A 25,501-nucleotide genomic window follows, 5' to 3' on the forward strand; every position below is an offset into this window, starting at 1 on the left:
TGACTCTGCAGCTCAGCAGCATTGAATCGCGCTTCGTCATTTCAATGTCACGTGAGCTTATCTCCTAGACAGGATGTGATAAACCACGCTTTATTTGCTGCGATTGACCGCCATATGCGCGAGCGCAATCAGCGCTTGCTTATACTCGCTGTCGGGTAACACGGCCAATTGTGCAATCGCTTTGTCCGCTTCATGTTGAGCTTTGCTGATGGTGTATTGCAAAGCGCCAGTTTGCTCCATTACCGCTAAAATTTGTTCGAGACGTGATAGACCATTGGCTTGTTCGATCGCGGCACGGATCATTGCCGCTTGCTCGGGCTCTGCGTGCTGCATCGCATACAGCAGTGGCAGCGTCGGTTTGCCTTCGGCCAGATCATCACCGACATTTTTACCCATCTCTTCACCGTCGGCGGTGTAATCCATCACATCATCAATTAATTGGAATGCAGTGCCGAGATACTTACCGTAATTTTGCATTGCCAGCTCTACTTGCGGTGAAGCATCACACAAAATCGCGCCAATTTGCGTTGCTGCTTCAAACAGACGGGCGGTTTTAGAGTAAATCACCTGCATATAGTTAGCTTCAGTGGTGTCAGGGTTGTTACAGTTCATCAATTGCTGAACTTCCCCTTCCGCGATCACATTCACCGCATCACTCATCAGCTTGAGGATCTTTAACGATCCTAATTCGGTCATCATCTGAAAAGAGCGGGTATAAATAAAATCGCCGACTAACACGCTCGCGGCATTGCCAAACGCCGCATTCGCGGTCGCTTTGCCACGGCGCAGATCGGATTCGTCAACCACGTCATCATGCAACAGGGTCGCAGTATGAATAAATTCTACAAAAGCGGCGGCGGTCGTATGATGAGAGCCTTGGTAACCGAGAGCTCTGGCGGATAAGACCGCTAACAATGGACGTAACCTTTTACCACCACCACTGATGATATAGAAACCAAGTTGGTTGATGAGGGAGACGTCAGAATTGAGTTGAGCGTGAATCGTTTCGTTCACTTTTGCCATGTCATTGGCAGTAAGCGCTTGGATAGCTTTAAAATCCATCGTAAATCCGGCTGATATAAGAGCGTATAAGGCATTTAGTCTTCTGGAATCGCTGCATAATACACTAAAAATTATTGATTAATACATGGCTTAAAGGCATGATTGCGGCACTTTTGTTTGGCGATTAGCTTTTCGCCACTTTTTTCAAAATATGGCTTGTCATAGGCACATCATTCACGTAGAATCTGCGCCCTATTGATGATTAGTTTAGCGCACACCCTTATCGCAAATGTAGCATAGGCTGTGCGGAAAGAGCGGAGTAAAATATGTACGCTGTTTTCCAATCTGGTGGTAAACAACACCGTGTAAGCGAAGGTCAAACCCTTCGTTTAGAGAAATTAGACGTTGAAACTGGCGCAACTGTAGAATTTGATAAAGTTCTGCTGGTTGCTAACGGCGAAGACATTAAAGTAGGTGCTCCTCTTCTTGAGGGCGGTAAAGTAGTTGCTGAAGTGGTACAACACGGTCGTGGCGATAAAGTAAAAATCGTTAAGTTCCGTCGTCGTAAGCACTCTCGTAAGCAACAAGGTCACCGTCAGTGGTTCACAGAAGTGAAAATCACTGGTATCAACGCTTAAGTTATTAGGAGAGTTCAACAATGGCACACAAAAAAGCTGGTGGTTCTACTCGTAACGGCCGCGATTCAGAAAGCAAACGTCTAGGTGTTAAGCGTTTCGGTGGTGAATCTGTACTTGCAGGTAACATCATCGTTCGTCAACGTGGTACTAAGTTCCACGCTGGTACTAACGTAGGCATCGGTAAAGACCACACTCTATTCGCTCTATCTGATGGTAAAGTGAAGTTCGAGGTTAAAGGTTCTAAAAACCGTAAATTCGTTAGCATCGAAACAGCTGAATAAGCAACGTTTCTTGATGAATTCAAAAGCCCTGCCGTTTGGTGGGGTTTTTTATTTATCAAAAGTGTGGTCGACCCTAGACCCTAGACCCTAGACCCTAGACCTGAATGCAGCCTGATCCAAGCAGGTGATTATTTTCTGGGATCTACGTTCTCAGGTTTACTAGACTGATTAAGATTTCCCACGACATTGAGTGGAGGAAAAATGAAATTTGTTGATGAAGCGGTAATTAAAGTCCAAGCGGGCGACGGCGGTAACGGTGTTGTTAGCTTTTGGCGCGAAAAATTTGTCACCAATGGCGGCCCTGATGGCGGCGATGGTGGTGACGGCGGCGATGTTTACATGCTGGCCGATGAAAACCTTAATACATTGATCGACTACCGTTTCCAGCGCTTCTATGAAGCAGAGCGTGGTAAAAATGGTGGCGGCGGTAACTGTACTGGCAAATGTGGTAAAGACAAAGTGCTACGCGTGCCAGTCGGTACTCGTGCGGTGGACATTCACACCAATGAAATCATAGGTGAAGTGGCTGAGCATGGCAAAAAAGTCATGATCGCGAAAGGTGGCTGGCACGGTTTGGGTAATGCCCGTTTTAAATCGTCAGTCAATCGCTCTCCACGCCAAAAAACCATGGGTACCAAAGGTGAAGTCCGCGATATTCGCTTAGAGCTGTTGCTGCTGGCGGATGTGGGTATGCTCGGTATGCCAAATGCGGGTAAATCGACCTTTATTCGTGCGGTTTCGGCTGCGAAACCTAAAGTGGCGGACTATCCGTTTACCACTTTGGTGCCAAGCTTAGGCGTCGTTAGCGTATTGCCAGAAAAGAGCTTTGTGGTGGCCGATATTCCGGGCTTGATTGAAGGCGCGGCAGAAGGGGCCGGTTTAGGTATCCGCTTCTTGAAGCACCTTGAACGCTGCCGAGTATTGCTGCATGTGATCGATATTATGCCGATTGATCAAAGTGATCCTGCGCATAATGCCTTGACCATTATTGATGAGCTCGAGCAGTACAGTGAAAAACTGGCCAGCAAACCACGTTGGTTGGTGTTCAACAAAGTCGATCTGATACCGGAAGATCAAGCCGACCAAATCATCCAAGACATCATTGATGCTTTGGCATGGGAAGGCGAATACTTCAAGATTTCAGCGGCTAACCGTCAAGGGACCAAAGAGCTTTGCATGAAGCTGGCTGAATTTATGGATACCTTGCCAAAAGAGACATCACAGCCAAGCGAAGCCGAAAAAGTCGATTTCACCTGGGATTATCATCAAAAAGATGGTTTGGCTGGTCGTGAAGTGATCACCGAAGATGATGACGATTGGGATGATTGGGACGACGAAGAAGATGACGGCCACGTTATCTATGTACGTGACTAAATCACCGAACGTTAATGCCGCAACTTTGTTGCGGCTTTTTTGTGTCTAAATCATATTTCTCGCTCGCCGTTTCAGGCACACTAAGTGCCACTTTTGGACGTTGTTAGGTGTTTAGGAAAGGAATCATGGAAGCCAAACAGAGAGCCGTTTCTCGTTTGATTGCCCAGGCAGGGCAGATGTTATTAGCGCATGGCGCAGAAAGTACCTTAGTCGGCGATATTATGCGCCGAATTGGTCTCGCCAGTGGTATGAGTGAAGTCGAAGTGTCTCTTTCGGCTAGCTCTTTGGTGGTCACCACCGTTTATCATGAGCATTGCATCACGACCACCAGACGTAGCCCAGATCGCGGCATCAACATGCGCGTGGTGACCCAGATCCAACGGATCTGCATCATGATGGAAAAGGGCGTGCTTGATTACCGTTTCGCTCAGAAAAAAATCAATCAAATTAGTCCGGCACGCTATAACCGCTGGTTAGTGGTGGTGATGATTGGTTTGTCATGTGCAGCATTTAGCCGTTTAGCGGGCGGTGATTGGATGGTATTTATGATCACTTTGATCGCATCCAGTGTTGGAATGATCGTGCGTCAAGAGATCGGGCATCGCCAATTCAACCCACTACTCAATTTTACTGCGACCGCTTTTGTCACCTCGGTGATTTCGGCGCAAGCGGTGGTTTATCAATTGGGTAATAAACCGACCATAGTGATGGCTTCGTCAGTATTGATGCTGGTGCCCGGTTTTCCTCTGATTAATGCGGTGGCTGATATGCTCAAAGGCTATATCAATATGGGGATTGCGCGCTTTGCGATGGCCAGTTTACTGACGTTAGCGACCTCACTTGGGATTGTGGCAGCAATGAGCGTGACAGGGATCTGGGGGTGGTAATGTTAAGTTGGGATCTAGGGTTGGGATTGCTCAACGATATGTTTTTTGCAGCAATACCAGCGGTTGGCTTTGCGTTGGTGTTTAATGTGCCGCAACCAGCGTTGAAGTACTGTGCTCTTGGCGGTGCACTGGGTCATGGCTCGCGCTACTTGATGATGCAGTTTGGGATGCCGATTGAATGGGCAAGCTTTTTTGCCGCGACCCTGGTGGGTATGGTTGGGGTTTATTGGTCACGGCGCTTTCTCGCTCACCCCAAGGTCTTCACAGTGGCGGCACTGATTCCTATGGTGCCAGGGGTGTTTGCTTTTAAGGCGATGATTGCATTAGTTGAAATGAATCAGCTTGGCTTTTCGGTCCAACTGATGGAAGCATTATCGGAAAATTTTCTCAAAGCGATGTTTATCATCGTCGGTTTAGCGATTGGCCTTGCTGTGCCTGGGCTACTTTTTTATCGCCGTAAACCGATTATTTAATGGCTAGTAGATTGCTAGCGTAAAAGGTAACCCAAAAATGATGATCAGTATGATTGCCGCCATGGCAGAGCAGCGCGTGATTGGTAAAGACAATCAGATGCCGTGGCATTTACCCGCCGATTTTGCTTGGTTTAAACGTTGTACTCTAGGCAAACCGGTGATCATGGGCCGTAAAACTTACCAATCGATTGGTCGACCTTTACCGGGGCGGCACAATATTGTGATTTCGCGCGATGCGAACTTACAGATTGAGGGGGTGGATGTGGTCACTTCAATCGACGCGGCATTAGCCAAAGCCGGAGCGGTTGACGAAATCATGATCATTGGCGGTGGCAGCTTATATGCAGCGTGTTTACCGTTAGCCGATAAATTGTATCTCACGCAAATTCATGCCGATCTCGAGGGTGATACGCAATTTCCAGAGTGGGGCAGTGAGTGGCTAGAGTGTTATCGTGAGCACTATGCGGCCGATTTAAATAATGCTTATGCGATGGATTTTGTGATTTACCAACGCAGATCTTGAGCCAGCTCAATCGCTAACCACCGGTTTATTAAGGGTTAATATTGATCGATTCAACTCCCCCCGCTGATGGGCGGGGGAAGAATTTGGCGTTAGCGCGCGGCTTGGGTAAAGTAGCGTTTATCTTCCCAGCGCAGCATGGTTAAACTGCCCCCCCATACGCAGCCAGTGTCAAGTCCAATCACCTCTTGGCTGGCATAGCCTTCCAAAGCCGCCCAATGGCCAAAAATCACTGTTTTTTCCAGCTTGATCCGTTGAGGTAATTGAAACCAAGGCAATAAGTGACCGTCAGTCACTTGTGAGGGAGGGAGCTTACAGTGCATATCTAACCGACCATCGGGGTAGCAAAATCGCATCCGCGTAAAGGCATTGATGATATAACGCAGGCGATCGAAGCCTTGTAACGCTACGTGCCATGCGTCCGGCTGATCGTGATACATCTGCGTAATCAGGTTAGGCCATTGTGGGCCGCGTAACACTTGTGCGACCTCTTGTGCGGCTTGGCGTGCCGTGGCTAAATCCCATTGTGGGGAAACTCCGGCATGGCACACCACAAATTCGGCATGTTCCGCTAGTAATGGTTGTTGGCGTAGCCAATCGAGTAATAATGGCGCATCTGGTGCAGCAAAAATCGCTTGAGTTTGATCGCGGCGTTTAGCGGGGTGATTGCCGAGCGCCACCGAAAGCAAATGCAAATCATGATTGCCGAGCACGACTTGCGCGGCCTCACCTAATTGGTAGGCGAAGCGTAATGTCTCGAGTGATTTCGGCCCTCTAGCCACTAAGTCACCCGCAAACCATAGTCGATCTTGGCTTGGATCAAACTGGACTTGATCGAGTAGCAGTTGTAGCTCGTCAAAACAGCCTTGAATATCTCCGACGATGTAATTGGCCACACAAACTCCGTTAATTCAATACATGAGGAACCGCGAGGCGAAAGGGTTCAATCTCGACCGTGAACGATTCACCTTGTGCATCGACCATTAAATAGTGCCCCTGCATCACCCCGATAGGCGTCTCTAATACAGTGCCACTGCTATAGGTGTATTCATCATTGGTGGCAATATAGGGCTGTTCGCCAACCACCCCTTCACCTTCTACTGCAATCTGTTTGCCATTGGCATCGGTGATCAGCCAACGACGACCTAATAGCTGTACCGTTTGCGGGCTGAGATTTTTAATCGTGATCAGATAAACAAACACAAAGCGTTGATATTCAGGGTTAGACTGCTGCTCAACGTAGCGAGTCTGAACCTGAATTTTGATGCAGGGAAGCGAAACATCCATGAGCGATTCCTCGGTTGAGTGGGATCTCTACGCTGATAAAGCAAGGACGACTAATGTCGTCCTTGCTTTAATTATGCGTGAGTTGACGGCTGTGCATCAAGCCAGTTGGCGAGTGCCACAAACTGGGCCAAGGTCAAATTCTCAGGTCGCATACTCGGCTCGATACCGAGTTGTTGCAGGGTTTCTGGTTCGACTAAGCCTTTGTAGCAGTTACGCACGGTTTTACGACGTTGGTTAAAGCCTTCACGCACTACCCGATCTAGCCAAGTTAGGCTGGTCGCTGGGTGTGGTAAATCTTCATACGGCACTAAGCGCACCACCGCAGAATCAACTTTTGGTGGCGGTACAAACGCGGTAGGTGGCACTTCAAGTACTGGCACCACTTTGCAGTAGTATTGCGCCATCACTGTTAGGCGGCCATACGCTTTACTGTTTGGGCCTGCAGCTAAACGGTTGACCACCTCTTTTTGCAGCATAAAGTGCATATCTTGAATATCACGATGGAATTCAAAAAGGTGGAACATCAGTGGCGTTGAGATGTTGTATGGCAAGTTACCAAAGATACGCAGTTTATGGTTAGGTTTAACCAATTGCTTGAAGTCGAAACGCATCGCATCGCCTTCATGGATGGTCAGTTTGCTCGCCAACTCAGGGTGATTGCGTAAACGCTCTGCCAGATCGCGGTCAAGTTCGATCACGGTGAACTTATCGACTTCACGCCCTACTGGCTCTGTGATCGCTCCCAATCCTGGGCCGATCTCTACCAAGTTTTGTCCAGGCTGTGGATTAATTGCCGACACAATTCCATCAATGATGTAAGGATCATTAAGGAAGTTTTGACCAAAGCGTTTGCGCGCTTTGTGCCCTAAGTGGACATCATTTCTCATAGTGTTCTCGAAGTTATTGCGCTTTTTTTATCAACTAATTCAATTGCGTAAGCTAATGCCGTCCATAAGCTTCCTGTATCAGCTTGTCCGGTGGCGGCCAGATCGAGCGCCGTACCATGGTCAACTGATGTGCGGATAAAGGGCAGACCTAAGGTAATATTTACCGAACGACCAAACCCTTTATATTTAAGCACTGGCAGGACTTGATCGTGGTACATACCAAGGATCGCATCTGCTTGCTGTAAGTATTTTTCACTAAAAATGGTATCGGCTGGCATTGGGCCAACCAATTGCATGCCATATTGCTCACGCAAACGCTGTAGGGTAGGAGTGATAGTTTCAATCTCCTCCATGCCTAATACACCGTCTTCACCTGCGTGGGGGTTTAAACCACACACGTAAATTTTCGGCTCAGCAATGGCAAATTTCTCGACTAAATCCTTGTGGAGAATGTGAATGATCTGCTCTAGACGTTCACAGGTTATCGCTTGTGGCACTGCAGCTAACGGGAGATGAGTCGTGACTAAAGCGGTACGTAAGCCTTCTGTAGCCAGCATCATCACCACTAGAGGGGTATTGGACTGTTCAGCAAAAAATTCAGTGTGACCGCTAAACGCGACCCCCGCTCGGTTGATCATCCCCTTGTGCACAGGGCCGGTGACAATAGCATCAAATTCGCCATTCATACAGCCTTTTGCCGCTCTTTGCAGCGTTTTTAATACATAATGGCCGTTAGCGGGGTTGAGTTGGCCGGCGATGACGGGCTCAGCGAGTGGGATATGCTCAACCCATAGCGTGCCTGCTTGATGTGGTAAAGCTGGATGATCAGCTTGATAATCAAGCAGTTTTACTTCAATTCCCAGCAGGGCAGCACGTTGACTGAGCAAAGCTTTGTCGGCACACACCACCAGTTGATGTGGCCAATCGTGAGTAGACAGTGCGAGCGCTAAATCTGGGCCAATTCCCGCCGGCTCACCGGCGGTCACGATAATCCGCTTACAGCTCATCCTTATCGTCCTTCAATACTTCAACAAAGGCGCTGGCACGTAGCTCTTGCAGCCATGCGCTCGCTTCTTCATTGAACTTACGATTGAACAAAATGCGGTATGCACGGTTTTTCAGCGCAGCATCGGTGCGATCCACTTCTCGGCGATCCAGCACTTCGACAATATGCCAGCCATGTACGGTTTGAAAAGGCGCACTGATTTGACCTACCGGTAAGGTTTCGACTTGGTGTTTAAATTCAGGCACATACAGATCTGGCGTTTGATAGCCCAATTCACCTTTTTGTGCGGCTGAACCTGGATCTTGGCTATATTGTTGCGCTAGTTCGGCAAAGGTGGCTTCGCCACTGTTAATCCGCTGGATCAATTCATTGAGCTGTTTTTGCGCCCCTTCATCACTGAGAATAATAGTCGGTTTGATGAGGATATGGCGCGCGTTCACTTCGGTGACGGCGACGGTTTCTAAGCCTTTCACATCATCAATTTTTAGAATGTGGAAGCCACCACCGCTGCGAAATGGGCCAATAATGCTGCCTTTATTTTGCAGTTTGATTTGATCGGCAAAAATGGTCGGCATCTCTTCTTTGCGCATCCAACCCCAATCACCACCTTGTAATGCCTTAGGTCCTTTCGAATAGGTGTAAGCCAACTGGGCAAAATCAGCCCCATTTTGCAACTCGTCGACCAGTTGCTTGGCTAACGTTTCTACTTGAGCTTTTTCTTGCCCATCTTCAACGCGCAGTTGGATATGGCTGATTTTATATTGCACCGTCGCATCGGTTTCTTGCGCCAGCAGCTCGGCTAGGGTATCCACTTCAGCGGGCAAGATATTGATCCGACGACGAACCAGAGCGTTGCGTGCTTCACTGGCCGCCATCTCTTTACGGACTTGTTCACGAAATTCCGGGTAAGTCAGGCCTTCTTGGGCGATGGCAGCAATCAGTTGTTCTTGAGTCTGCTGGTTATTGCTGGCGATCTCTTTGATCGCTTCATTTAAGCGGCTATCATCAATTTTCACCCCAACCCGGTCGGCTTCTTGCTGCTGCAAAGTATCAATGATCAGCTTTTCGAGCACTTGCTCGCGTAGCACACTTTCTACAGGCAATGCTTGATGACTTTGTTTGGCATTGGCTTTTACCGTTTTGAGTGCACCATCGACATCACTTTGTAAGATCACGCCGCTATTGACGATGACCGCAACGCTATCGAGTGCTTGTGGTTGTGCGTGAGCGTTGAACAAAGTCAGTGCACTGATAACGCTAATTAGTGTGGGTTTCCACAATTTCATGGGCAGTCCTATCTGAAAGTTTTAGCCTGAATCCGCTCAGGCGAATAAATTAGTTATTAAGGAAGAATGGTCGACCATAGCCGAGTGAATTACCAGCGCTATCAACATTCGTCATGCTTGAACCAGCTCCGATACTGGTCCCAAAACCAATAATGCCGATATTGAAGCTAAAGTTGTTTTCATAGATCGGGCTCGCGTAAGGGTCGGTCACAAAGTTACCATTCCAGCTTTTCAGTTGGTTGCTGTAGGTAAAGCCCATGTACCAACAATCTGAGGTATAGGTGAGGTTAGCTAACCACTCTAACGCTTGCTGGGTAGTTAGGTCATAATAATATTGACCACTGGCTTTCCAGCGTCGATTAATCTGATAACCCGCCAGCAGCCCAGCCTGGGAAATTCCATCTTTGGTTATATCATCAATATTGGCAATGCTATCCCCAACCGTATTGCGGATGTAATCTTTGGCAACATAGCGGTAGTTGCCTTGCAGGTAGCCGTCAGTAAAGCGGTACTCTAAGGTACTGTTGCCCAGTTGAATATCTTGGGTATCAATATCGTATTGGATGCCGCCGTGGTAGAACAGATAATCGGCAAAGTTAAAGTCCATCTCGACCGCCCATGCCGAATAGCTCGACTCTTGATCGCCATTGCTATTGGAGGGGTTGAGTTTACTGTCGAGGTAGAAAATTTGACCAAATGCGATGTTGAGCCGCTCTTTGTAAGAGTCATCAAAAAAGCGGCTTGAGGCACCGTAGCTAATTTGGTTAGCTGACTTAATGTGGTCGACCCCGCTGTATTTGCGGCTACGGAACAACCCGTAATAGTCAGTTTGCAGCATGGTCGAATCGTAGAGAGCGATATTGCTCTGATCTTGCTCTGGTACGAACAGATACTGAATTCTTGGTTCAAGCGTCTGGGTATAGCTATCTAACAGGATAGTATCGCGCTCCAGTACAATACCGGCACCCGTTCGAAATTCTGGGATCACCCGAGTGACACTCTCTTCGAGTTTGCTATCGGTGGTGTTATCCAAATCTTGTTGATAATAAGTACCGAGCAAACGTGCTTCGGTGGTCCAGTTACCCCAAGTATTGCTGAACGGCATTTTTAAACCCGGTTCAACATGAACCCGAGTCGCTGAAGGTTTACCTTTAGCATCGGTTTCAAAGCGCGAAATATGGCTGATCAAATCAAGATCCAAGTATTTCATCAGCTCTGGGGCGTAATAGTTATAGCTCAGTTGCGGCATTAACCGATAGGGTAAGTTGGTGCTGGTGGTATCATTGGTCAGCAATTGAAAATCACGCACTAACAGTGACGAATCCCAGTTTTGGGTACGATAGGTCGCGCGCCCTTCTTGGATTAATTGACCATCTTCACGTTTACCGATCCCCGAATCTAAATCAGAGAAATAGTTGATATCGCTGACTTTTGAGTAATCAATCTCAAACTTCCATGCCTGTTGGAAAATCCCACTGTGCTCATATTGCACCGCCCAACGATTGCCTTGCTCGACATAGAGTTTATCGTCGGGTAAAAATTCAGCCTTAATTTGACCACGCCCAAAATCACTCAAATAGCGGAATTGGCTATTTAATTGCGTGCCGCGCTTTTGCATGTAGATGAAGGTGGTTTCTAAATCGTAATTGGGCGCTAAGTTCCAATAAATCGGCACTTCAAGCTCATAACCATTGCGAGAGCCATAAGAGGCGGTCGGGTACAGAAAGCCGGTTTTACGGGTATCGCCAATTGGCACCGTCAAATAAGGCAGATAGAAAATCGGTACATTTTGCACTTCAAGGCGTGGATTGTAGAAAGTGGCAATCTCTTCATCTTGGTCAACATCAATGCTGGAAGCGCGCATACGCCAAGCATTATCCCCATCTGGGCATGAGGTTATCGAACCATCTTCAATTTCGTACACGGTTTTACCGGTTTTAGACACAAACACCGCTTCACCTCGTCCCGGTTCGCATAAGAACTGGTAACGGGTATTTTCGAGCGTCATTTGATCGGTATTGAGATGGTTGGTGGCTCGGGTCGAGTGGGTTTTGATTTGGCCATCGCTAAACTGTACATTACCTTCAGCGACCACTAAGTTCTCTTGCTGATGCAAAGTGACATTGTCGGCGGCAATTCGCTTGTTACCTTGCACCACCACCACATTGCCCGAATAGGTTGCTTGCTGACCATTGATTGCCTCTAGCTTATCCGCTTCGACATTGATAGGCTGTTGGCCTGGATTAGTAGGCTCTGGCGGATTAATTAAGCACTGCTCACCACTGAGCTGTGGAGTGTGATGGTCATCGACACCTGCTTCTGCTTGTATCTGAGGTGCAAATAGCGCAGCGCTAATTGAGGCGGCTAAAAATGTGCGGGAGAAGCATGACATTAGGTTGTACTATCCTGTTGAGCTTAATGGCCTGTTGAACTGGATGGATTCCGAACTTAGGAGCCTGAAACATAGACGTTCCTTATCATAAAGGAAATTGACGCATCCGCCACTATCAGACCGCTTCACTCCAGAAAAATTCATAGATTGAGAGCACATAATGCATATTTTTGGAAAAATATTGGGCGCTTTTTTTGGCTTCCTATTTGGGGGACCTTTCGGCGCAATTTTTGGGATCTTCCTTGGTCATCAATTTGATAAAGCTCGTCGTTTAAATCAGGCTGGTTTTCAACCTGGTGCTGGCGCTTTTGGCGGAGGCCCCAGCCAAGCGGAGCGGCAAGAGCAATTTTTTAAAGCCGCTTTCTCGGTAATGGGGCACGTCGCCAAAGCGAAAGGGCAGGTAACTCAACAAGAAATTCAGCTTGCGACCATTATGATGGATCGCATGAACTTAACCAGCGAACAAAAACGGGCAGCACAAGAGGCTTTTCGTGAGGGGAAAGAGGCTGATTTTCCTCTCGAACCGGTGCTAGAAAGGTTGAAGATTGCTAGCGCTGGGCGCTTTGATTTATTACAGTTTTTCCTTGAGCTGCAAATCTCTGCCGCATTTGCCGATGGGGATATTGATCCTAATGAGCGCAATGTATTGCACCGTATTGCGCGTGGGTTAGGTTTTTCGGCGGATCAGCTTGAGCGGCGTTTGCGTATGCAAGAAGCGGCGTTTCGCTTTCAGCAAGGTGGCGGTTTTGGCGGTGCGGGTTCACAGCAGCAAAACCAGCGAGGCCAGCAGTGGCAAGCTTCTTCAGCGCGAGATCATCTTGCCGATGCTTATGAATTGCTTGGCGTTACCGACAGCAGTAGCGCGCAAGAGATCAAGCGGGCTTATCGTAAGCTGATGAATGAACACCATCCGGATAAATTGATGGCCAAAGGTTTACCACCGGAAATGATGAATATGGCGAAAGAAAAATCACAGCAGATCCAATCCGCCTATGAGTTAATCCGCAAACAGCGTGACATTAAGTAACTTGCAGTTTCAACGAAGGTAAAAAAGGCAAATCATTCGGTTTGCCTTTTTTTATCGGCGCAAATGATGGGTAGGAGATGAGGGCGAGTATTTGTGATGGATATACTCTTCTTACTGGAAGCTGCAGTGGTGTTGGCTAGGTTAGTCACCCCAATCACATCGTTGGCCTATGCTCACTCACTGGCTCACCGTCTTCCTGCAACTGCAAGTTGTTTGGCTATAAGTTGCAGATAAAATAAAACCCAGTCAAAGACTGGGTTTTGAAAGGTGGCTCCTCCTGCTGGGCTCGAACCAGCGACCTGCGGATTAACAGTCCGTCGCTCTACCGACTGAGCTAAGGAGGAATTGTTCTTTTTATTTAATGGTGCCGACTACCGGAATCGAACTGGTGACCTACTGATTACAAGTCAGTTGCTCTACCTACTGAGCTAAGTCGGCAACTCAACTTGCAAAGCAAGCTGAAAATTGGCTCCTCCTGCTGGGCTCGAACCAGCGACCTGCGGATTAACAGTCCGTCGCTCTACCGACTGAGCTAAGGAGGAATTATTCTTTTTATTTAATGGTGCCGACTACCGGAATCGAACTGGTGACCTACTGATTACAAGTCAGTTGCTCTACCTACTGAGCTAAGTCGGCACATTGATTATTGCTGGTAGCACCAACAATTAAAATTGTGGTGCCCGGAGGCGGAATCGAACCACCGACACGAGGATTTTCAATCCTCTGCTCTACCGACTGAGCTATCCGGGCGATGGGGTGTATTAAAAGGGTTTTCGTGGTGGCCGTCAACATGAAAATATAAAAAAAGTGTTGTTTGATGTTTTTCTATACTTAATGGCCTGTTTTTGTCCATTTAGATCGCCAGTTTGTGGCTAAATCGGCAATCAAAGTGCGCTAGGCATCGGTATTTTCTGCGTTAAAAAGTGAAGAAAATTAAAAAAGCACGTAACGAGACGTGCTTATTCCACATGGTTTATTGCTAATTTTGGTGGTTAACGGGTCACGGAAAAGTGGCCTGCCCACTGTTCTAACTCATTTGCAAGCTGAGTTAAAGTTTGCGCGCTGTTGTGGCTTTGGGTGACCACGCGGCTTAACTCGCAGCCACTTTCTTCAATCATATTAATCCGCAACGCAATATCATCGCTGACTTGGGTTTGCTCGGCCGCCGCGGTGGCAATTTGGTGGCTCATCGACGATACGCTTTCTAGCGCACTGACAATTAAGGCGAGAGCTGCCGTCGCGTTTTCAGATTCTTGCACGCTATTGCGGCTAGTTTGTCCGCACACTTGGATGGTTTGAATCGCATTGCGTGAGCCAGCCTGTAGATTGTGGATCATCTGCTGGATCTCTTTGGTACTGGTTTGTGTGCGTCCCGCTAAGTTACGCACTTCATCGGCGACCACCGCAAAGCCTCTACCTTGTTCTCCGGCTCGTGCTGCTTCAATCGCCGCATTTAACGCCAGTAAGTTGGTTTGTTCCGCAATATCGCCAATCACATCGAGCACCCTGACAATATTATTCACATCCTGATCCAGCTCGGCCACCGCGGTACTCGCAGTTTGTAATTGGGTCGCCAAACCTTGAATATTGAGCACAGTATTGTGGATCAACTGTTGGGTATGCTGACTTTGCTGATCTGCCTGATCGGTATTTAATGCCGTATCACGAGCCGAATCGGCGACTTGATTGGCCGAAGAGGCCATTTCCGTCATCGCAGTGGCAATCATTGCGGTTGATTGCTGCTGGCTATGGGTTAATTGCGCAATGCTGTGCGCTCGAGTTCCGGTGTCAGCCAGTTCGCTGCGTAGCGCCGCCATCGTTTGTTCCAGTTTAGTGACTAAATCCGCCAATGAGCCACTCATCTGCTGCACTGCGCCATAAATACTCTCTTTCGGTGCTTTGGCGGCAAATTGACGACGAATATGCCCTTGCGCTACCGCTTGTACTGCACTACGAACTTCATTCGGCTCACCTCCAATGATCAGTAGGATCTTATGCATCGCCAGTAGCAGTAGCGACAAAATTCCTAGCGCGATCACCACACACAAACTTAATTGCCACTGTGCAGTAGACCAAAAACGGGCGTTGACTTCGTTGAGGCCAATCCCAGTACCCACCACCCATCCCCAGTGTGGTGTTTTACGAGCGATGGAGAGTTTTTCTTCAATCGAGCCGTCAGCTTGTGGCTGGGTCCAAGTGTATTCCACTAATCTGCCCGATTGATTACGTAGCACATCTTGGATTAAGCGACCCACACTGTTGCCTTGCCCATCTTTAAAATCATGGAAGCTGGTGCCGTGCAGTTGTGGGTCGAGTGGGGTGGCGACAAAGGTCATATTGTGATCGGCCACATACACATATTCATTATTTTTGTACAGATTGTTACGCATGATACGCGTGGCAAGCGCTTTGGCTTCAGGCTCTGACAGTGTGCCCTCTTGAGCCATTTTTTCGACTTCAGTCAGAATGCTATAGGCACTATTAAACAGTTCGGTGACACGGGCTTGGTTATCGAGATTACTCGCGACCCGTAAAGTCCATAATCCTGTTGCGCTCAGAGTGAGTAGCGCAATCAGGATCAAGGCTGATAATAAGTAAGCTTGAGATTTTAGTTTCATGGTGCGACCGATAGGGAATGGTGTAAGAAGATTAAGTTTTTATGACATTTTTATGTCAAAGGGATAGTAATCAGTCAGCTTATTTATTGATACGAACTAAGTTCAAAAGTATGAGTTGGATTAAATTTTCGCTTCAAAATAAGTTGAGAGGCAAGGTATTACAGTGGTGGGGGTAAATGGCAGATAAAGAAAAACCCAGTCAAAGACTGGGTTTTGAAAAGTGGCTCCTCCTGCTGGGCTCGAACCAGCGACCTGCGGATTAACAGTCCGTCGCTCTACCGACTGAGCTAAGGAGGAACAATCTTTAAATAGTGGTGCCTCGAGGCGGAATCGAACCACCGACACGAGGATTTTCAATCCTCTGCTCTACCGACTGAGCTATCGAGGCAAATTTTAAGTGGTGCCGGCTGCCGGAGTCGAACTGGCGACCTACTGATTACAAGTCAGTTGCTCTACCTACTGAGCTAAGCCGGCACACGTAACCTTTGCTGTTTGTGTCTTACACCAACAATCTAAAATTCGTGGTGCCCGGAGGCGGAATCGAACCACCGACACGAGGATTTTCAATCCTCTGCTCTACCGACTGAGCTATCCGGGCAACGGAGCGCTATTAAACGTATTTTCCTTTACTTCGTCAACCTGTTTTTTGAAAAAATTCGCCAAATCAGTTTGTTTGCAGATAATTTAAACAAAGCTAGGCCAGTTATTAGCCAGCATTAAATTCTTTCTTAAATTGAGTCACTTTTTCTAGGTAACGGCGTGCTTCGGCGTTGGGATGTTTTTTGGTCAGCGCCCAATAGACTTGATTGGGTTGTAAGCCATTAAGATCACGCATCGCACGCTGGCGATCTTTGCTAAAGGTATTTAATACCCCGCCAGTGCCACCGTTATAAGCCGAAATCATGCTGTATTCGAGCGAGGTTGGATGGCGAACATCTTTCAAATAGCGATTTTTTAAAATGTAAAAATAGGCGGTTCCGGTATCAATATTGTTTTCGGGGTTAAACAGGTACTCAGGCGTCGGTTCGCCGGAACGATTTTTAACCAGTTTAAACACATCGCGACCGGCGGTTTTCGGCACCACTTGCATTAGCCCATAAGCATTGGCCCAACTGACCGCATAGGGGTTGAAGCTACTTTCGGTTTTAATGATCGCATAGATCAGATCTTCCGGAATATCGTACTTTTGTGCCGCGCGGCGCACGATATTGGCGTATTTATAACCACGGATCTCCACTTGATCTTTAACCATCGGGATCTCGACGTAGTAGGCTTTTTTGAAATCCACTTGTTTCACTTTCAGATGTTTGGCGATCAGATAATCGGCATAGCGCTGGGCGCGCCATGACCACTGGATCGCTTGCCCATCTTGATCGAGTACTTGTTGGTACAAAAAGGGCTGGCCTTTCAGTTGAATATCTTTCGAGGAGAATAGGTCAACATTGGCCGGATCATCTGGGGTGAGTAAGGTGGTGATGATCGCATTACGTAAATGTGCTTTCGGATCGGTAGGGGAAACGGTTTCGACGATGATCCGCCCTTCGCTGAAATTCACTTCTGCGCGGCTGAGGTAATTATCTATGTATTTGACGTAATTGTTTTTGCCGGCGATTTTGAGCTCGCGGCGTCCCCAGCGTTTTTCAATATTGCCAGAGAAACTATTGATCAATGCATCTAACGCGGCGGTATCTTTCTCAAACTGGCCGGGAAGTTGCGCTAAGTTCTTAGCGAAGCGGTTAGTGGGTTGGTAATCCACGTCGTAAATTTTCTCAATAAATTCACGACTACAGCCACTCAATAATAGTGTGGTGATACATAGCACTAACGTTCTCATGCGCCTCCTAAAGCGAACTTTCGCTACTCCTGATGCGAAAATGACATCATAACCAATTGGTATGATGTCATTTTTTATCGGCAGATGAAATGCGAAATTTGTTACTTGCTCGGCGGAGTATAACCTTCGATGTGGACTTCTTTGCCTTCAAACAAGAAGTTGATCATTTCTTGTTCAAGCAGTTTACGGTGCTCGGGATCCATCATATTGAGCTTTTTCTCATTGATTAACATGGTTTGTTTGCTTTGCCATTGCGCCCAAGCTTCTTGACAAATGTTATCGAAAATACGTTTGCCTAATTCACCGGGGTAGAGCTGGAAATCTAAGCCAGCAGCTTGTTTATTGAGTCGGGTACAAAATACGGTGCGAGCCATTCACGCTTCCTCTTTAATGTGGCGATCAATGTCGAATGGTAAGCTGTGCAGCAGTTGTTTGACTGGCGCAGCCAAACCAATCGCATCGGGTTGAGTTAAGTTATACCAAAGACCTTTGCAGCCTTCCATGATGATGTCTGGTTTGCGCTTTAATTGCAGCAAGATCGGCGTAATATCCAGATGATAGTGGCTAAAAGTGTGGCGAAAGGCGATCAGCGTTTGTTGCTCGCTGATGGTGTGATCATCAATCGCCCGCTGATCGAGGCGGGTTTGAATATTGGCGCTGTCCGATTGTGGGAAGCAGTAGAGGCCGCCCCAAATGCCGCTTTGCGGGCGTTGTTCAAGCCACACGGCATTATCGTGATAGAGCATAACAAACCAAGTGGCTTTGACTGGCTTGTCGTTTTTCGGTTTTTTGCCCGGATAATCTTGCGGATTGCCTTGCTGTTTAGCCACACAAAACGAGGCCACTGGGCATAGACTGCATTTAGGTTTGCTGCGGGTGCAGATCAGCGCGCCCATATCCATCATAGCTTGGTTGTATTTATCGACATCCACTTGAGGGGTATGCATTTGGGCGTAATGCCACAATTGATTTTCAACGCTTTTCTGCCCCGGCCAACCTTCCACGGCAAAGCAGCGTGCCAAGGTGCGTTTTACATTGCCATCTAAAATGGCATGCGGTTTTTGATACACCGAAGAGAGTACCGCAGCTGCGGTGGAGCGGCCAACGCCGGGTAGCGCATTCATCTGCTCTAAATCGGTGGGAAACTCACCGCCATATTCACTCACGACCATTTGCGCCGCTTTGTGCAGGTTGCGCGCTCTGGCGTAGTAGCCAAGTCCGGTCCAAAAATGCAGCACTTCATCTTGCTCTGCCTTGGCCAACGCTTGCACGGTTGGGAAGCGCTCTAAAAAGCGCGCAAAATAGGGGATCACGGTCGCGACTTGGGTCTGCTGTAACATGATTTCAGATAACCAAACGCGATACGCATTTTTGTGTTGCTGCCACGGCAGATTTTTGCGGCCGTAGGCGTCATACCAAGTAAGGATCGCTTGTGCGAAAGGGGTCACGACTTGCTCATTATGGTTGTTTAATGTTGATGGTAAAATTGCACCACAGATCGAGGATGAAGTACAACCGACAAATCATAAGGATATTGAGATGGGATGTTTGATGAGTGCGAATAACACTTGCACCGTTGGCGATTCTTTGGATAATTCCCGCTCTGATTTAGCAATGGGCAGGCAATACAAATGAGCGAAGTGATCACCCAGGAATTCACCGAAGATGGCAAAGTGCTGCGTCGGATCCGTAGCTTTGTGCGTCGTGAAGGTCGTTTGACCAAAGGCCAGGAAGCCGCAATGAAAGAGTGCTGGCCAACCATGGGCATTGATTACCAGCCAGAGTTATTGGATTGGCAACAGGTGTTTGGCAACACCAATCCAGTTGTGCTGGAAATTGGTTTTGGCATGGGCGCGTCACTGGTTGAAATGGCGAAAAACGCACCGCACAAAAATTTCATCGGTATTGAAGTACACAGCCCTGGTGTGGGCGCTTGTTTGGCCTCAGCGCGTGAAGCGGGCGTGACCAATCTACGTGTTATGTGCCACGATGCGGTTGAAGTGTTTGCTCATATGATCCCAGATAATAGCCTGCATACTTTGCAACTGTTCTTCCCAGATCCTTGGCACAAAAAGCGTCACCATAAACGCCGTATTGTGCAGCTTGAATTTGCTGAAATGGTGCGTCAAAAATTGATCATCGGCAGTGGTGTCTTCCACATGGCGACCGACTGGGAAAACTACGCCGAACATATGATTGAAGTGATGGATCAAGCGCCTGGTTTTGCTAACTTGGCCAGCGAAGGCAGTTACATCCCGCGTCCTGATGAGCGTCCGCTGACCAAATTCGAGCAGCGCGGCCATCGCCTCGGCCATGGGGTGTGGGATATCAAGTACCAACGCACCGCTTAAATATCCTTGCCACTTGACGCTGCAGCGGTGTTGGCGATGTTCATTCACCCCAATTACATAGTCTGTCTATGCTGATGGGGATGAACTCACTTGCCACCTACCTGCAACTTCAAGTCGTTTAGGTATGGAAATTTTGCTTAAGCCAACATCTGATGTTGGCTTTTTTGACCCTTATCCTCCGGCTACTATCTGCTAAGGTAGTGAGAGCTAAACCCATCTTAAAGAGCCAATCATGAAGCCAAGCGCAGAGATTTTAGCCAGCATTGTTGAAGAGGTTCGCCCCCTCACTCGCCAAGGCAAAGTGGCCGATTACATTCCCGCGCTCGGTAAAGTATCGCGCGATAAATTAGCCATTGCGGTATTCACCAATCAAGGTGAAGTGATCAGCGCGGGCGATGCGCAAGAAAGGTTTTCGATTCAGTCGATTTCCAAAGTACTGAGTCTCACTTTGGCGATGGGCTTGTATCAGCCCGCTGAGTTGTGGTGCCGTGTCGGTAAGGAGCCATCGGGTCAGGCGTTTAACTCTTTAATTCAGCTCGAAATGGAGCAAGGCATTCCGCGTAATCCATTTATTAACGCAGGGGCGATTGTGGTCAGCGATATGCTACACAGTCGCTTGTCGGCTCCGCGCCAGCGTTTGTTGGAGTTTGTTCGGCAACTGAGTGGCGAGCCGCAAATTGCGTATGACAAAGTAGTGGCGGCTTCGGAGATGATGCATAGCGATCGTAATGCGGCGATTGCCTATTTGATGCGTTCATTTGGTAACTTTGACAATGAAGTGATCCCCGTGCTGCACAACTATTTTCATGCCTGCGCTTTGAAAATGAGCTGTGTTGAATTGGCGCAAACCTTCAGCTATCTGGCTAATAAAGGGGTTTCGGTAGTGACAGGGCAGAGCGTGATCACTGCGACGCAAAGTAAACAAATGAATGCCCTACTCGCGACCTGTGGGTTGTACGATGGTGCCGGTGAGTTTGCTTATCGAGTTGGCATGCCCGGCAAATCTGGGGTTGGCGGTGGCATTGTTGCGGTGGTACCTGGTGAGATGACCATCGCAGTATGGTCTCCGGCATTGGATCCATCGGGTAACTCGCTTGCCGGCACTCGCGCGTTAGAGTTACTCGCGCAGCGGATTGGTCGTTCAATTTTTTAAGCTATCCCCTTGCTACTTGAAGCCGCAGCGGTGTTGGCAGCATTCGCTCACCCCAATCACATAGTGTATCTATGCTTATGGGGATTAAAGATAAAAACCAAGAGGCGCACGCGCCTCTTTCTTATTCTTCGTCATCGGCCATAAAGGCGGCAAGCAGATCATTGAGAAACAGTTTACCCTTTTGGGTGATTTGCCAGTGCAGTTCATCTTCACTGAGATAACCTTCACTGAGCGCCCACTCGATGGTGGGGCGGATCACTTCAAGCGTGAGTCCGGTTCGGGCCGTAAAATCGGCTTTGGGACACGCTTCAATTAAGCGAAAACGGTTCATAAAGAACTCAAACGGCTTGTCTTGATCGGCCACCCACTGCTCACTATCCAAATACGCTTTGGTCAAATTATTGAGCGCGGCCAAATAACCGCGTGGATGCTTAGTTTTGCTGGTTCGGAGAATACGCCCATCCGCAAAACTTAATTTGCCATGCGCACCACAGCCAATCCCGAGATAGTCGCCAAAACGCCAATAATTGAGATTATGTTGACACTGATAGCCCGGTTTGCTGTAACCCGAAATCTCATACTGCACATAACCGGCATCACTCAGTTTTTGATGGCCAAGCTCGAAAATATCCCACAGTGCATCTTCATCCGGTAGCTGTGGCGGCTTGGAGTAAAACAGGGTGTTGGGTTCAATCGTCAATTGATACCAAGATAGGTGAGGTGGATTGAGCGCAATCGCTTGATCCAGATCGGCAAGTGCCTGCTCAGTGGTTTGATCCGGTAGGCCATGCATCAGATCTAAATTAAAGCTATTTAAGCCAATTTGGTGAGCCAATTGTGCGGCGCGAACCGCCTCTTGCTGACCGTGAATACGCCCTAAACGTGCTAATTTTTCTGGAGCAAAGCTTTGTACCCCAATCGAAATCCGTGTAACGCCTGCACGGCGATAAGCGGCAAAGCGCTGCGCTTCTATGGTGCCAGGGTTGGCTTCCATAGTGATTTCGATGGCCGGATCAAAGGCAATCCGTTTGGCGACCTGTTGCAGTAAATCGGCGATCCCCTCGGCAGAGATCAGGCTCGGTGTTCCACCGCCAATAAAGATGGAGTGCAGTAAGCGATCATCGGTTTTGAGTTGGTAGCGTTCAATATCACGATCCAGATCGTCAAGCAGCGCCGCCAAATAGTCTTGTTCAGGGATCTCGCCTTTTTGTGCGTGCGAGTTGAAATCGCAGTATGGGCATTTTTGCACACACCACGGAATATGGATGTATAAGCTTAGCAGCGGAGGCGTTAGCATGTGTGCTGCTCTTGCAATGCGGCGAACAATTTTTGCAGCGCCTGCGCTCGGTGTGACAACTGCTTTTTACGCGCTGGCTCTAGCTCGGCAGATGCGCAGTTGTGCTCAGCCACCCAGAAGATCGGATCGTAACCAAAGCCATTGCTGCCGTGTGGCGTGGTGAGAATTTTGCCTTCCCATTTACCGTGACAAACGATAGGCGTTGGATCATCGGCGTGGCGCATCAACACCAACACGCAGTGAAAACGCGCACTGCGCTCTGACTCTGGCACACCTTGCATCGCGGCTAACAGTTTGTTGAGGTTGTCGCTATCACTGGCATTTTCACCGGCATAGCGTGCGGAATAAATGCCGGGCGCGCCGTGCAGATAATCCACTTCCAAACCGGAATCATCCGCAATCGCTGGCAAACCGGTCATTTTCGCGGCGTGGCGCGCTTTGATGATCGCATTTTCGATAAAGGTCGTACCGGTTTCGGCCGCTTCGGTCAGGTTAAATTCGCTTTGTGCGATCACATCAAAGCCAAAGTCGGCCAATAAATCGGCCATTTCACGCACTTTACCTTGATTGCCGGTAGCTAAAACGATCTTTTTCATGTTGTTCTCTGTATTCAATATTTGCTTGGCCGAGCGCGTCGGCGTGGCGTATTCGATAAAAACTCCCTCAAGGAGGGAGTCGGATTAGGCGATTAAGCTGGCAATTTCGCTCGGGATTTGACTGGGCTGTAGGATGCGCACTTGCTTATGTCGCCCCTGTTCGCCTTTTTCAATCAGTACCGAGCCTTTTGCTACTTTGCACTGCTTGGCGAGAAACTTGCCCAAGTGGGCATTGGCTTTACCATCAACGGGCGGAGCGGTGATGGCGATTTTTAGCTCATCACCATGCACGCCAACAATCGTGTCGCGGCTGGCTTTGGGTTGAATATAGAGCCGCAGCAGTAAATCTTGCCCTTCTCGCCACGCAGCAACCATTATAGCTGATACCAAATCGGGCCAATCAGATCGCCGATTAAGAAATTGGCAAATTGCAGCGCGATAAACAACACCAGTACGCTGAAATCAAAACCGCCCATCGCGGGTAGAATGCGACGGATCGGTGCGAGCATCGGTTCCGTCAATTGGTGGAACACGTATTCAATCGGGCTACGGCCTTGGCTGACCCAACTGAGGATCGCGCGGATCAACAAGACCCAGAACAGTAAGCCGCCGGCCGCTTTAATCAAAGAGAGCAAACCTAGGTAGAGGAAGTCGGCACTGAAAGAGACTGCACCGCTAGAGGCAATCAGCACCAAGGCGACGTATTTCAGCACGCACAGCAGATAGGCAAACAGTACGGTAGCCAAATCAATACTGCCGAGCGATGGGATCATGCGGCGCAAGGGGCCAACCACTGGCTGAGTCACCTTGACGATAAATTGTGAAAACGGATTGTAGAAATCCGCGCGTGCGGCTTGCAGCCAAATGCGCAAAATGACCACCATAATATAGAGATCAAACAGCGTATTGATAAGAAAGCTCATTGAATTCATAAATTGCCCTTAGTGATTTGGCGGTCGCTCATTGAAGAGGCGAAACCGTTGGAATATTAAAACAGTTGTTCCATTTCTTGTGCACGTGCGACGGCCGCTTGCATCGCTTTGGCAACAATCTCGCTCAGTTGGTGATCGTTAAAAGTCTGGATCGCTTGTGCTGTCGTACCACCTTTTGAGGTGACTTGTTCACGCAAGGTGGCCAGTGAGAGCTCTGGATTGGCTTTGACCATTGCTGCTGCGCCGAGTGCCGATTGTTGCACTAATAGGCGGGCTGTTGCTTGATCAAAGCCTTGCGCCATCGCTTCTTGTTGCATGGCTTGCATAAATAAGAAGAAATAAGCCGGAGCACTGCCCGCCGCGGCAATCACGCTGTTGATGGCGGATTCTTTTTCTACCCAGCATACTTCACCGACGCTTTGCATCAGTTGCGTGGTAAAGGTTTTATCGGCTTGGCTCACCGAATCCGGCGCGTATAAGCCGCTCATGCCAAGGTTTACCAAAGATGGGGTATTGGGCATCACGCGCACGACATTAAGCTCAGTGGCGAGCATTTGATTAAGGCGCTGCACGCTAATGCCTGCGGCAATCGAAATCACCAATTTGCCTGAGAAATCGACGTTTTGTAGCGGTTTACACACCTCGGCCATTAGCTGCGGTTTAACCGCTAATACCACAACATCCGCGTGTTGCGCTGCGGCTAGGTTATCGCTGGTGGTGCGAATGCCGTATTGCGTTTCTAAAGGCTGACGGCGAGTTAATGATGGCGCGCTAGCCACAATTTGAGTTGCGGGGTAGCCGCTTGCAATTAAGCCAGCAATAATGGCGTGTGCCATGTTACCGGCACCAATAAAGGCAATACTTCTGTGTTCCATTCGATGCTCTCAATGTTTAACTGCTCACCCAGTATCATCGCCGGGCGGATTCTCGCTTAAGCGCGCGGGTAATCTCGCTCGCCAAAAATGGCGGTGCCAATCCGTACCATAGTGCTACCTGCGGCAATTGCGGCAGGCATATCGCCACTCATTCCCATCGATAAGGTATCAATGTGCGGATATTTTTGCGCCAGTTGCTGCTGTAACTGTGCCAATTGGGTGAATGCCGCCAATTGGGCTGGGTAATCGGTCACGTTTTCCGGAATCGACATCAATCCTCTTAAAGTGAGGTTTGGTAGACCAGAAATCAATTCAGCGAGTGTAAATAATTGCTGCGGTTCGATACCCGATTTTGAGGCTTCACCGCTGGTATTGACTTGGATCAGCACTTGCAATGGCGGCAGATGCGCAGGGCGCTGTTGATTGAGGCGCAGGGCAATTTTGTCGCGCTCAATGCTCTGTACCCAGTCAAAATGCTCAGCCACTAAGCGGGTTTTATTGGATTGGAGTGGACCAATAAAGTGCCATTCTAGTGCCAACTGTGGATGATGTTCGGCAAAATAGCGGATTTTATCCACCCCTTCCTGTACATAGTTTTCACCAAAGCAGCGTTGACCGGCTTCGGTGGCGGCCACAATCGCCGCGACAGGTTTGGTTTTACTTACCGCGAGAAGTTGCACAGAGCTTCGAGCGCGGCCACATTTTTGTTGCGCGCTTGCGATCTGTGCCGTGATATGTTCAATGTTTTGTTGAATACTACGCATAGCCAGACTTTATTAAGGAAT

26 protein-coding genes and 9 tRNA genes are annotated in these 25,501 nt (G+C 48.5%); 9 read left to right on the forward strand and 26 right to left on the reverse strand.

From position 1 onward, the window contains the following. Positions 1-90: 90 nt before the first annotated feature. A complete protein-coding gene (ispB, locus tag OOK74_RS01605) occupies positions 91-1,062 on the reverse strand; it encodes an octaprenyl diphosphate synthase (RefSeq protein ID WP_274723474.1) in 972 nt (323 codons plus the stop codon). Positions 1,063-1,328: 266 nt separating this feature from the next. Here ispB and rplU point away from each other — a divergent pair, with 266 nt between their 5' ends. From rplU to folA, 6 genes are all read left to right on the forward strand, one after another. Next, the gene (rplU, locus tag OOK74_RS01610; protein ID WP_045569813.1) at positions 1,329-1,640 is read left to right on the forward strand and encodes a 50S ribosomal protein L21; all 312 of its coding nucleotides are present in this window, start codon (positions 1,329-1,331) and stop codon (positions 1,638-1,640) included. 20 nt (positions 1,641-1,660) lie between these two features. Then, positions 1,661-1,921, forward strand: coding sequence for a 50S ribosomal protein L27 (gene rpmA / locus OOK74_RS01615; RefSeq protein ID WP_166013735.1), 261 nt, complete (start codon positions 1,661-1,663; stop codon positions 1,919-1,921). 201 nt (positions 1,922-2,122) lie between these two features. Then, a complete protein-coding gene (gene cgtA, locus OOK74_RS01620) occupies positions 2,123-3,295 on the forward strand; it encodes an Obg family GTPase CgtA (protein ID WP_274723473.1) in 1,173 nt (390 codons plus the stop codon). 125 nt (positions 3,296-3,420) lie between these two features. Then, positions 3,421-4,182, forward strand: a complete 762-nt coding sequence (locus OOK74_RS01625) for a threonine/serine exporter family protein (protein WP_277207115.1) — start codon at positions 3,421-3,423, stop codon at positions 4,180-4,182. Further along, the gene (locus tag OOK74_RS01630) at positions 4,182-4,655 is read left to right on the forward strand and encodes a threonine/serine exporter family protein (protein ID WP_274723471.1); all 474 of its coding nucleotides are present in this window, start codon (positions 4,182-4,184) and stop codon (positions 4,653-4,655) included. The genes OOK74_RS01625 and OOK74_RS01630 overlap by 1 nt, the downstream gene beginning before the upstream one ends. 37 nt (positions 4,656-4,692) lie before the next feature. Continuing rightward, positions 4,693-5,178: a type 3 dihydrofolate reductase gene (folA, locus tag OOK74_RS01635; protein WP_274723470.1), complete on the forward strand. Its 486-nt coding sequence runs from the start codon at positions 4,693-4,695 to the stop codon at positions 5,176-5,178. A gap of 89 nt (positions 5,179-5,267) precedes the next feature. On the opposite strand, the gene OOK74_RS01640 is transcribed toward folA, so the two are convergent. From OOK74_RS01640 to lptD, 6 genes are all read right to left on the reverse strand, one after another. Next, the gene (locus OOK74_RS01640) at positions 5,268-6,071 is read right to left on the reverse strand and encodes a symmetrical bis(5'-nucleosyl)-tetraphosphatase (protein ID WP_274723469.1); all 804 of its coding nucleotides are present in this window, start codon (positions 6,069-6,071) and stop codon (positions 5,268-5,270) included. 10 nt (positions 6,072-6,081) lie between these two features. After that, complete coding sequence (gene apaG / locus OOK74_RS01645) at positions 6,082-6,462, reverse strand: Co2+/Mg2+ efflux protein ApaG (protein ID WP_274723468.1); 381 nt, start codon at positions 6,460-6,462, stop codon at positions 6,082-6,084. Positions 6,463-6,533: 71 nt separating this feature from the next. After that, a complete protein-coding gene (gene rsmA, locus OOK74_RS01650; RefSeq protein WP_166013728.1) occupies positions 6,534-7,349 on the reverse strand; it encodes a 16S rRNA (adenine(1518)-N(6)/adenine(1519)-N(6))-dimethyltransferase RsmA in 816 nt (271 codons plus the stop codon). Next, positions 7,346-8,356: a 4-hydroxythreonine-4-phosphate dehydrogenase PdxA gene (gene pdxA, locus OOK74_RS01655; RefSeq protein ID WP_278182989.1), complete on the reverse strand. Its 1,011-nt coding sequence runs from the start codon at positions 8,354-8,356 to the stop codon at positions 7,346-7,348. The genes rsmA and pdxA overlap by 4 nt, the downstream gene beginning before the upstream one ends. Next, on the reverse strand, positions 8,346-9,641 hold the full coding sequence (gene surA, locus OOK74_RS01660) for a peptidylprolyl isomerase SurA (RefSeq protein ID WP_278182990.1): 1,296 nt from the start codon (positions 9,639-9,641) through the stop codon (positions 8,346-8,348). Before surA ends, pdxA begins: the two co-directional genes overlap by 11 nt. Before the next feature lie 49 nt (positions 9,642-9,690). Further along, positions 9,691-12,033, reverse strand: a complete 2,343-nt coding sequence (lptD, locus tag OOK74_RS01665) for an LPS assembly protein LptD (protein WP_278182991.1) — start codon at positions 12,031-12,033, stop codon at positions 9,691-9,693. Between the two features lie 160 nt (positions 12,034-12,193). Between lptD and djlA the strand changes: the two genes are divergently transcribed. Continuing rightward, a complete protein-coding gene (gene djlA / locus OOK74_RS01670; protein ID WP_277207107.1) occupies positions 12,194-13,060 on the forward strand; it encodes a co-chaperone DjlA in 867 nt (288 codons plus the stop codon). A gap of 268 nt (positions 13,061-13,328) precedes the next feature. On the opposite strand, the gene OOK74_RS01675 is transcribed toward djlA, so the two are convergent. The 13 genes from OOK74_RS01675 to mutY form a co-directional block, all read right to left on the reverse strand. Then, positions 13,329-13,404 (reverse strand) — tRNA-Asn (locus OOK74_RS01675). An 18-nt stretch (positions 13,405-13,422) separates the two neighbouring features. Further along, positions 13,423-13,498 (reverse strand) — tRNA-Thr (locus OOK74_RS01680). Between the two features lie 28 nt (positions 13,499-13,526). After that, a tRNA-Asn gene (locus OOK74_RS01685) sits at positions 13,527-13,602 on the reverse strand. A gap of 18 nt (positions 13,603-13,620) precedes the next feature. Further along, a tRNA-Thr gene (locus OOK74_RS01690) sits at positions 13,621-13,696 on the reverse strand. A gap of 38 nt (positions 13,697-13,734) precedes the next feature. Further along, a tRNA-Phe gene (locus OOK74_RS01695) sits at positions 13,735-13,810 on the reverse strand. Between the two features lie 242 nt (positions 13,811-14,052). Beyond that, positions 14,053-15,678 (reverse strand): methyl-accepting chemotaxis protein, encoded by a 1,626-nt coding sequence (locus OOK74_RS01700; RefSeq protein ID WP_278182992.1) that lies wholly within the window; start codon positions 15,676-15,678, stop codon positions 14,053-14,055. A 221-nt stretch (positions 15,679-15,899) separates the two neighbouring features. Then, a tRNA-Asn gene (locus tag OOK74_RS01705) sits at positions 15,900-15,975 on the reverse strand. A 15-nt stretch (positions 15,976-15,990) separates the two neighbouring features. Beyond that, positions 15,991-16,066, reverse strand: a tRNA-Phe gene (locus tag OOK74_RS01710). A 10-nt stretch (positions 16,067-16,076) separates the two neighbouring features. Continuing rightward, positions 16,077-16,152 (reverse strand) — tRNA-Thr (locus tag OOK74_RS01715). Between the two features lie 48 nt (positions 16,153-16,200). Beyond that, a tRNA-Phe gene (locus OOK74_RS01720) sits at positions 16,201-16,276 on the reverse strand. Between the two features lie 108 nt (positions 16,277-16,384). Beyond that, positions 16,385-17,512 carry a membrane-bound lytic murein transglycosylase MltC gene (gene mltC / locus OOK74_RS01725; RefSeq protein ID WP_274723634.1) on the reverse strand — a complete coding sequence of 376 codons (1,128 nt, stop codon included), beginning with the start codon at positions 17,510-17,512 and terminating at the stop codon, positions 16,385-16,387. A 101-nt stretch (positions 17,513-17,613) separates the two neighbouring features. Continuing rightward, positions 17,614-17,886: an oxidative damage protection protein gene (locus tag OOK74_RS01730; RefSeq protein WP_278182993.1), complete on the reverse strand. Its 273-nt coding sequence runs from the start codon at positions 17,884-17,886 to the stop codon at positions 17,614-17,616. Next, positions 17,887-18,960 carry an A/G-specific adenine glycosylase gene (gene mutY, locus OOK74_RS01735; RefSeq protein ID WP_278182994.1) on the reverse strand — a complete coding sequence of 358 codons (1,074 nt, stop codon included), beginning with the start codon at positions 18,958-18,960 and terminating at the stop codon, positions 17,887-17,889. Between the two features lie 183 nt (positions 18,961-19,143). On the opposite strand from mutY, the gene trmB reads away from it, so the two are divergent. Both trmB and glsB read left to right on the forward strand, forming a co-directional pair. Next, a complete protein-coding gene (trmB, locus tag OOK74_RS01740) occupies positions 19,144-19,863 on the forward strand; it encodes a tRNA (guanosine(46)-N7)-methyltransferase TrmB (protein WP_277208422.1) in 720 nt (239 codons plus the stop codon). A 232-nt stretch (positions 19,864-20,095) separates the two neighbouring features. Further along, positions 20,096-21,016 carry a glutaminase B gene (gene glsB, locus OOK74_RS01745; RefSeq protein ID WP_278182995.1) on the forward strand — a complete coding sequence of 307 codons (921 nt, stop codon included), beginning with the start codon at positions 20,096-20,098 and terminating at the stop codon, positions 21,014-21,016. Between the two features lie 121 nt (positions 21,017-21,137). On the opposite strand, the gene hemW is transcribed toward glsB, so the two are convergent. From hemW to OOK74_RS01775, 6 genes are all read right to left on the reverse strand, one after another. Then, positions 21,138-22,313: a radical SAM family heme chaperone HemW gene (gene hemW / locus OOK74_RS01750; RefSeq protein ID WP_278182996.1), complete on the reverse strand. Its 1,176-nt coding sequence runs from the start codon at positions 22,311-22,313 to the stop codon at positions 21,138-21,140. Next, complete coding sequence (locus OOK74_RS01755) at positions 22,307-22,909, reverse strand: XTP/dITP diphosphatase (RefSeq protein WP_278182997.1); 603 nt, start codon at positions 22,907-22,909, stop codon at positions 22,307-22,309. The genes hemW and OOK74_RS01755 overlap by 7 nt, the downstream gene beginning before the upstream one ends. Before the next feature lie 84 nt (positions 22,910-22,993). Beyond that, positions 22,994-23,284, reverse strand: coding sequence for a DUF167 family protein YggU (gene yggU / locus OOK74_RS01760; RefSeq protein ID WP_278182998.1), 291 nt, complete (start codon positions 23,282-23,284; stop codon positions 22,994-22,996). Further along, positions 23,284-23,841: a YggT family protein gene (locus tag OOK74_RS01765; RefSeq protein ID WP_274723627.1), complete on the reverse strand. Its 558-nt coding sequence runs from the start codon at positions 23,839-23,841 to the stop codon at positions 23,284-23,286. Before OOK74_RS01765 ends, yggU begins: the two co-directional genes overlap by 1 nt. 56 nt (positions 23,842-23,897) lie before the next feature. Beyond that, the gene (gene proC / locus OOK74_RS01770; RefSeq protein WP_278182999.1) at positions 23,898-24,716 is read right to left on the reverse strand and encodes a pyrroline-5-carboxylate reductase; all 819 of its coding nucleotides are present in this window, start codon (positions 24,714-24,716) and stop codon (positions 23,898-23,900) included. Positions 24,717-24,772: 56 nt separating this feature from the next. Beyond that, complete coding sequence (locus OOK74_RS01775) at positions 24,773-25,480, reverse strand: YggS family pyridoxal phosphate-dependent enzyme (protein ID WP_274723625.1); 708 nt, start codon at positions 25,478-25,480, stop codon at positions 24,773-24,775. Positions 25,481-25,501: the final 21 nt, after the last annotated feature.

It is taken from the genome of Vibrio misgurnus (assembly GCF_029635775.1).
GTDB classification, from domain to species: domain Bacteria; phylum Pseudomonadota; class Gammaproteobacteria; order Enterobacterales; family Vibrionaceae; genus Vibrio; species Vibrio chanodichtyis.